The following is a 7666-nucleotide window of genomic DNA, read 5'->3' on the forward strand; positions in this document are numbered from 1 at the left end:
GTTCAGGAGCGGGGGCCGGGGCGCTCGGAACCGGGGTCGCTGAGGGCGCACCCCCGTTCACCTGCGCCTGGACGGAGCCAGGCACGAGCGACCACAGGACGACCGCCAGCAGCGGGAGCAGTGACTTGCGGGACAGAACGGGGTGCCTCAAGGGGAGACCGGCCAGAGAAAGGCGGGGCAATGTACGGGAAGGGGCGCGACGCCCTCAATCCAAAAGCGCGGAGCCATCAAGCCTCCGACACCTGCCCGCCAGCCAGCCGCAGGCGGCGGGGCATGGAACGGGCGAGTGTTTCATTGTGGGTGACGATGACGGCGGTGATGCCCAGCTCTCGATTGACGTCCCTCAGGAGCTGGTGGATGCCCTCGCCCGTGGCCGGGTCCAGGTTGCCGGTCGGCTCGTCGGCGAGCAGGACAGCGGGCTTTAGCACCAGGGCGCGTGCCAGGGCCACCCGCTGGGCTTCGCCACCGGACAGTTCCCCTGGCCTGTGGTCCACCCGCTGCCCCAGGCCCACCCGCTCCAGGAGCTCCCGGGCATAGGTGTAGGCCCCGGTCCGCTCCTGGCGCTGGATGAGGGCCGGCATGGCCACGTTCTCCAGGGCGGTGAACTCCGGCAGCAGGTAGTGGCTCTGGAAGACGAAGCCCATGGTGCGGTTGCGGAACTCGGCGATCTCCGCGTCGTTCATGTCGAACACGGAGCGGCCCTCGAAGAAGACCTCGCCCGCGGCCGGGGCATCCAGGGTGCCCAGCACATGCAGGAAGGTGCTCTTCCCCGCACCGGAGGCCCCCACGAGCGAGACGAGCTCTCCCTTGCCGATGTCGAGCGACACCGCGCGCAGCACGTCGATGCGCTTGCCGTGCAGGAAGTAGCTCTTGAAGACGTTGCGGATGGACAACAGCGTCATGGCTACTCCGCCTTCAGCCCTTCCACCGGTTCCACGCTGCTGGCCTTGAGGGCCGGATAGATGGAAGCCAGGTAGGTGACGAGCACCGCGATGACGACAGCCAGCGCGGTCTGCAAAGGTTCGATGCGCACCGGCAGCGCGGGGATGTAATAGACCTCCGGGTCCAGCTTGATGCCGACCTTCTCGATGAAGAAGCACCAGGCGAGGCCGGAGAACAGGCCCAACAGCCCTCCGGCGACGCCAATCTGGAGGCCTTCCGCGAGGAAGATCTTCACGATGCCGCCATCGGGGACACCCAGCGCCTTGAGGACGGAGATCTCCTTGCGCTTCTCCAGCACCAGCATGATGACCGTGGCGACGATGAGGCCCGCGGCCACGATGATGATGATGGAGAGGATGATGCCCATCACCAGCTTCTCCAGGCGCAGCGCGGAGAAGAGGTTCTTGTTCATCTCGCCCCAGTCACGGGCGCGGTAGGGGTACCCACCGAGCAGCTTCACCACCTGGCCGGAGATGCGCCGGGCGTCGTCGATGTCGACCACCTTCAGCTCGATGCCGGACGCGCCCTGGATGTTGAAGAAGTCCTGCGCTTCCTTGAGCAGGATGTAGACGAACTTGGAGTCGTACTCGTACATCCCCGAGTAGAAGACGGCCGCCACGCGGAAGGCCCGGTTCTTGGGGATGGGCCCCGTGGGCCCCAGCTCCGTGCCCAGGGGTGACACCACGTTCACCCTGTCCCCCACCACCACGCGCAGTGACGCGGCCAGCTCGCGGCCGATGACGATGCCGGGCAATACGGGCGGCTTCGTCGGCTTGCCGGAGCGGCGGATGATGTCGTCTCCGCCCTCCTCCCCTTCCCCGCCGTCCTTGGGAGCTTCGGTCTCTTCCTCGTCCATGCCGCGCGAGAGGATCTTCTCCGGCGTGTAGAGGATGTCGAGCGAGTTGTTGCCGAGGATGTTGCGGGGCAGGTCCGTGACTTCGCCCACCGTGGCCGGGTCGATGCCCTTGATGATGACGCCGTCGACGTTGCCCTCGGAGGCGATCATCACCTGGTTGATGATGAAGGGCGTCTGCCCCGCGATGCCGGGAACCTTGCGGATGGACTCCATCACCTTGGCGTACTCGGGCAAATCACCGGCGTACCGCGTCACCACCGCGTGCGCGTTGGTGCCCAGGATCTTCTTCTGGAGGTCCGCCTCGAAGCCGCTCATCACCGACAGGACGATGATGAGCGCCATCACGCCCACGCCCACGCCGCCCACCGACAGGGCGGTCATCATCATGGTGGGCGACTGCTCACGGAGCTTCAGCGAGTGCAGCGCCTCCGACGCGGCCAGAGGGTCCGACAGGCCCAGCGCGCGGATGCGGGTGCGCTCCACCGCGGCCTCGGCGGCGCGGATGATGAAGTAGACGAGCAGGGGCGGGATGATGCCGAACATCAGCACCGCCAGCGTCCCCAAGAGCAGCGACGGGCGGAACACCGCGACATGGCGGCGCGCGACGAACAGCTCGAAGCCCAGCTTCAGGTCCACGCGCCCGCTGCCGGCGGCGACGAAGCCCGTGTTGATGCCCAGCACCAGCGCCAGCACCAGGCCGGTGAAGGTCAGCCAGTACGCCAGCTCCGGACGGCCGAGCAGGCTCGCCACATACGTCACCTCGCGCAGCCGGTAGCCGAGCTGGAGCTGGAGCCAGGGAATCCGCTCCATCAGGGTGAAGAGGATGGGGACGGGCAGGCCCAGGTAGAGCACGCCGATGGTGGCTTCCGGCAGCGACAGCCGCTGCGCGCGTGAAGCCCCGATGAAGCCGGAGATGAAGGCGACCGCGGCGCCAATCACCAGGGAGATGGCGAACGCGCCGGTGGGAGGCAGCGACAGCCCCCCGCCCGAGTCCTTCACCGCGCTCAAATCCGTGGAGGGCACGCCGCTGGACAGCACCGTCTGGAGGAGGACGAGCACCAGCTCGGCGAGCAGGATGCCGCCGCCGTAGGCCCCCAGCGTGCTCCAGTAGAAGTCCCGGTAGCGCGCCAGGCGCGGGTAGAGCGGAGCCCCGGCCGCGAGGCTCGGACCTTCCGTCGACGCCGGAGCGCGGCGGGTGCCCGCGGCGACCAGTCCCCAGCCCAGCAGCCAGATGAGCGTGCCGGAGACGAGCGACCAGGTGCCGGCCGGAGGAAGCGATTCCTTCACCGCCGCATGCGCCGGCAGGAGGGAGGCCGCGTTGATGGCCTGGAGCACCCCGCCCCAGCCGAACAGGGACAACCCCAAAGCGGAGCTGACCTCCGCCCAGGCGCCGGACGCGGAGATGGACCACGCGAGCAGGATGAATCCCACCAGGGCCACGAGGGCCCCGGCCCAGAGGAGAATCCAGCGGTGGACGGTCTGCCGTTCTGCCGAGTGCACTTGGCCTCCTGGCTACTTCGCCAGTGGCTTGAGGAGGGGAAACAGGATGACGTCGCGGATGCTCTGCGCATCCGTGAACAGCATCGCGAGCCGATCAATCCCGATGCCTTCACCCGCGGTGGGAGGCATGCCGTGCTCGAGTGCCCGGATGTAATCCTCGTCGTAGTCCATCGTCTCCTGCTGTCCGCGCTGCTTGGCGTCGAGCTGGGCCTGGAAGCGGCCCTTCTGGTCCAACGGGTCGTTCAGCTCGGAGAAGGCGTTCGCGATTTCCCGCCCCGCCACATACAGCTCGAACCGGTCCGCGATTTCCGGATTCTGGTCGTTCCTGCGGGCCAGCGGGGAGACGGCGGTGGGGAAATGGGTGATGAAGGTGGGATGAATCAGGGTGTGCTCGACGTGGGCCTCGAAGAGGGCGCCCACCAGCTCCCCGTGGTTCATCGTGTCGATGGCGCGCCGCTCGGACTCGGCGTGCGCCGTCTTGAGCAGCTCGTGGCGGAGCTTGTCCGCGTCCGCCATGTCCTTGTCGGTGAGCGTCCCGCCGCCCACGGCCTCGCGGATGGCCTCCACCATGGAGATGCGCTTCCAGCCCTGGCCGAAGTCCAGCACGTGCTCGCCGTACTTCACCTTGGAGTCGCCGGTGACGGCCTTGGCCGCCTCCGAAATCATCTCCTCGCTCAGGTCCATCAGGTCCTCGTACGTGGCGTACGCCTGATAGAACTCGAGCATGGTGAACTCGGGGTTGTGCCGGGTGCTGATGCCCTCGTTGCGGAAGTTCCGGTTCACCTCGTAGACGCGCTCCAGGCCGCCCACCACCAGTCGCTTCAGGTACAGCTCTGGAGCGATGCGCATGTACAGGTCGATGTCGAGCGCGTTGTGGTGCGTGGTGAACGGCCGCGCCGCGGCGCCCGACACCAGCGGGTGCATCATCGGCGTCTCCACCTCGACGAAGTCACGCCCGTCGAGGAAGGAGCGCAGGAAGCGGATGAGCTTGTTGCGCCGGAGGAAGGTCTGCTTCACCTCCGGGTTGGACACGAGGTCCAGGTAGCGCTGGCGGTAGCGGATCTCCACGTCCGTCAGGCCGTGCCACTTCTCCGGCAGGGGCCGCAGGGACTTGGTGAGCGGCGCGAACTTCGTCGCCGCCAGCGTCAGCTCGCCCGTCTTCGAGCGGAACAGCGTGCCGGTGACGCCCAGGAAGTCGCCCAAATCACACAGCTTGAAGACCTCGTACGCCTCCGCGAGCGCGTCCTTCTTCATGTGGACCTGGATTTCGCCGGAGCGATCTCTCAGCTTGATGAAGGCGGCCTTGCCGAACGAGCGCATGGCCACGAGCCGGCCCGCGACCTCGTAGGTCGCGGGCGTCTGCTCCAGCGCCTCCGGGGTGGCGTCCGCGTGTTTCGCGAGGATGTCGGCCGCGAGGTGCTGGGGGCGGTGGCCATTGCCGTAAGGGTTGAAGCCGGCCTCACGCCATTTCGCGGCCTTCTCCAGCCGCTGGTCGTAGATTTCCTGCTCCTTCGAGCCCAGGTCGTTGTTCTGGTCGTCAGCCATCGCGCGCCCTTCCAAGAGGCGCGGCACCGTAGCCAAGGCTCCCTCAGGACGCAACGCAACACATCGGGAAGCTTCAGGGGGCGGCCATCACCAGGAAGGCGGCCACCGCCGCGGCGAGCAGCAGGGGGATGAGGATCTCCACCGGAAAGCGGTGCTGCATGTGGGCCATGTGCAGGCCCTTCAGCCCGAAACGACGCTGACGACGCACGCGAGTCATCACCAGCGACGCCAGCGCGGGCGGGGCCTTCTCCCGCTCCACGCCCTGGAGACGTCGTACGGTCCGCGAATATCCCTCCCACCCCTGGCGGCACTCGTCGCAGCCGTCCAGGTGCGTACGCACCGCCTGCGCCTGGGGGGCAGGCAGCTCGTCGTCAGCGAGCGCGAAGAAGAGGGCCTTGGCCTCGCGGTGGTTCAGGTGCGGGTCCACGTCCGGGAGTCTGCGATGGAATCCACTCATGGCTCAAGCCGCCCCAGGAGGTTCGCCAGCTTTTCGCGCGCCCGGTGGAGCCGGCTCTTCACCGTGCCCTCGGGCAGCTCGGTGATGTCCACGATTTCGTCGTAGCTCAGGCCCTCGATATCGCGCAGGGCCACCAGCATGCGGGCATCCGGCTCGAGCTGGGAGATGGCCCACTGCACCCGGGCCCGCTCGCGCGCGGACTCCAGGGCCGCATCCGGCGCGGGCGGCGCCCCCGGGCCGTCCACCCACAGGTCGCTCGTCTCGTCGTACTCCTCCGAGCGGCCCCGGCCGCGACGCTTGAGGTACTTGAGCCGGTTGATGCAGTGGTTCTTGGTGATTCGGAACAGCCAGGTGGACAGCTTCGCGTCCTCGCGGAAGCGGCGGACGTTCTGGTGCACGCTGACGAAAATCTCCTGCACCAGGTCGTGGGCCTCCTCGCGGTCCCCCACCATGCGGACGCAGAAGTCGTAGACCCGGTCCTGGTGCGTGCGCACCAGTTGCTCGAAGGCCTCGGGCTCGCCCTGGCGCAGGCGGGCCAGCAGGGCCGCGTCCTCGCGCCGTGACGCGGTCGCATCCGCGGCCGGCCCGTCCTGTCCGATTTCGAGCACGCCGCCCGGCGACACCGATGTCCTCCCGCGACAGCCCCTCCGAGGAGGAGGGGCCACTGCTCCTCGAGCCTATCCCGTTCCCCTGCCCCACCGCGCCTCCGACAACAAGGCGCGGAAAAAGGTTCCCGGGTGCTCGCGGCTAATCCATGGCCGCGTTGCGGTTGGGGTTCTTCACCCCCAACAACTGCGCGGTAATGAACTCCTCCAAATCACCGTCCAGCACCGCGTCCACGTTGCCCGTCTCCACGCCGGTGCGCAGGTCCTTCACCATGCGGTAGGGGGCCAGCACGTAGGAGCGGATCTGCGAGCCGAAGGAGATGTCCTTCTTCGCGGCCTCGGCGGCGTCGCGCGCGGCCTCGCGCTTCTTCATCTCCAGTTCGTACAGGCGGCCGCGCAGAATCTTGAAGGCCATTTCCTTGTTGGCCGACTGGGAGCGCTCCGTCTGCGTGGTGACGATGATGCCCGTGGGAAGGTGGCGCAGCTGCGCGGTGGAGGACGTCTTGTTGACCTTCTGTCCACCCGCGCCGCTGCCTCGGATGAACTTCAGCTCGATGTCCTTCTCCGGGAGGTCGATCTGGATGGCGTCATCCACCTCCGGGTAGACGTCCACTGAAGCGAAGGCCGTCTGCCGGCGCGCGTTGGCGTCGAACGGGGAGATGCGCACCAGCCGGTGCACGCCGACCTCGGCCTTGAGGTAGCCGTAGGCGAAGTCGCCTTCGATGCGCAGCGAGACGTTCTTGAAGCCCGCCTCCTCGCCCGGCACCTCGTCGCTGATCTCCACCTTCCAGCCCTTCGTCTCACAGTAGCGCGTGTACATGCGCAACAGCATGGCCGCCCAGTCCATCGAGTCGGTGCCACCAGCGCCGGCGTTGATGTCCATGAAGCAGCTGCTGCGGTCCTGCTCACCGGACAGCATGCGCGCCAGCTCCAGCTTCGCGACGTCTCCGTCCAGCCCCGCGAGCGAGCCCTCCGCCTCCCGGGCCGTGTCCTCGTCGCTCATCTCCGCCGCCAGCTCCAGCAGCGTCTGCGCGTCATCGAGCCCGCGCATCACCTTGTCGTAGGAGGCCACGCCCGCCTCCAGCGCGGACTTCTCCTTCAACATCGACTGCGCCTTGGTGTTGTCGTCCCAGAAGGTGGGCAGCGTGCTCTCACGCTCAATCAACGCGATGCGGGACCGCTTGCGGTCCAGGTCAAAGATGCCCCCGGAGCGCCAACACGCGCTCCCGAAGGCCGTTGATCTTCTCCATCGAATCGTTCGCCATGTCTTGTTCTCCGCGGGCGCGCGGTGCCGTCAGCGGCCACCGCGCGGAAACAGGTTGAAAACGAAAGGCGTCAGGGCGTCTTGAGCCGAGCGACGGTGTCGCGCGGGTCCGCTGACGCGCGATGTGTGCCGGTGAAGCGCGCGAGGACGCGGTCCAGGCCGAACGCCCCCGCCATCCCCAGGGAGATGGGCAGGATGAGCGCGATGAGGCGCCAGTTGTCCTGGTCGAACGGGGGCAGCACCTTGAGCACGATGCCCAGCACCGCCGTCGCCGTGAGCGCGCCCCACAGCTTGAACAGCCGCGCGCGCGCCCTCGGGTTGCCCCGCATCAGCGACACGCCGAAGGGCACCGCCAGGAGCGTCAGCGGGTTGGCCAGGAACAGGTTCTCGTTCCGGTAGACCACCGTGTGGTCCGTCACCAGCCACATCACGAAGAGCGCCGTGCCCGGAATGCCCAGCACCAGCCCCAGCACCGAGGTCTCCAGGCCGAGCAGCAC

6 protein-coding genes and 1 pseudogene are annotated in these 7666 nt (G+C 67.7%); all 7 read right to left on the bottom strand.

The window, feature by feature from the left end; genetic code table 11:
- Positions 1-227 precede the first annotated feature (227 nt).
- A complete protein-coding gene (locus HUW62_RS44030; protein ID WP_163869716.1) occupies positions 228-902 on the bottom strand; it encodes an ABC transporter ATP-binding protein in 675 nt (224 codons plus the stop codon).
- A 2-nt stretch (positions 903-904) separates the two neighbouring features.
- The gene (locus tag HUW62_RS44035; RefSeq protein WP_163869715.1) at positions 905-3298 is read right to left on the bottom strand and encodes an ABC transporter permease; all 2394 of its coding nucleotides are present in this window, start codon (positions 3296-3298) and stop codon (positions 905-907) included.
- A gap of 12 nt (positions 3299-3310) precedes the next feature.
- Positions 3311-4843, bottom strand: a complete 1533-nt coding sequence (gene lysS, locus HUW62_RS44040) for a lysine--tRNA ligase (RefSeq protein WP_176437859.1) — start codon at positions 4841-4843, stop codon at positions 3311-3313.
- Positions 4844-4916: 73 nt separating this feature from the next.
- The gene (locus HUW62_RS44045) at positions 4917-5300 is read right to left on the bottom strand and encodes an anti-sigma factor (RefSeq protein WP_163869713.1); all 384 of its coding nucleotides are present in this window, start codon (positions 5298-5300) and stop codon (positions 4917-4919) included.
- The gene (locus tag HUW62_RS44050) at positions 5297-5923 is read right to left on the bottom strand and encodes a sigma-70 family RNA polymerase sigma factor (RefSeq protein WP_176437860.1); all 627 of its coding nucleotides are present in this window, start codon (positions 5921-5923) and stop codon (positions 5297-5299) included. Before HUW62_RS44050 ends, HUW62_RS44045 begins: the two co-directional genes overlap by 4 nt.
- A gap of 124 nt (positions 5924-6047) precedes the next feature.
- Positions 6048-7170 (bottom strand): peptide chain release factor 2 gene (prfB, locus tag HUW62_RS44055; protein WP_255203978.1). Its coding sequence is split into 2 segments (ribosomal slippage): positions 6048-7100 and positions 7102-7170, totalling 1122 coding nucleotides; the frame shifts between segments, so codons are not numbered across the junction.
- A gap of 70 nt (positions 7171-7240) precedes the next feature.
- Positions 7241-7666: pseudogene (locus tag HUW62_RS44060) on the bottom strand (hypothetical protein); the annotation flags it as partial.

Source organism: Myxococcus sp. AM011, assembly GCF_013372595.1.
GTDB classification, from domain to species: domain Bacteria; phylum Myxococcota; class Myxococcia; order Myxococcales; family Myxococcaceae; genus Myxococcus; species Myxococcus eversor.

Bases quoted from the DNA above. Each gene is read 5' to 3' on its own strand.
- HUW62_RS44030 (WP_163869716.1), bottom strand. From the start codon at position 902: ATGACGCTGTTGTCCATCCGCAACGTCTTCAAGAGCTACTTCCTGCAC.
- lysS (WP_176437859.1), bottom strand. From the start codon at position 4,843: ATGGCTGACGACCAGAACAACGACCTGGGCTCGAAGGAGCAGGAAATC.
- HUW62_RS44045 (WP_163869713.1), bottom strand. From the start codon at position 5,300: ATGAGTGGATTCCATCGCAGACTCCCGGACGTGGACCCGCACCTGAAC.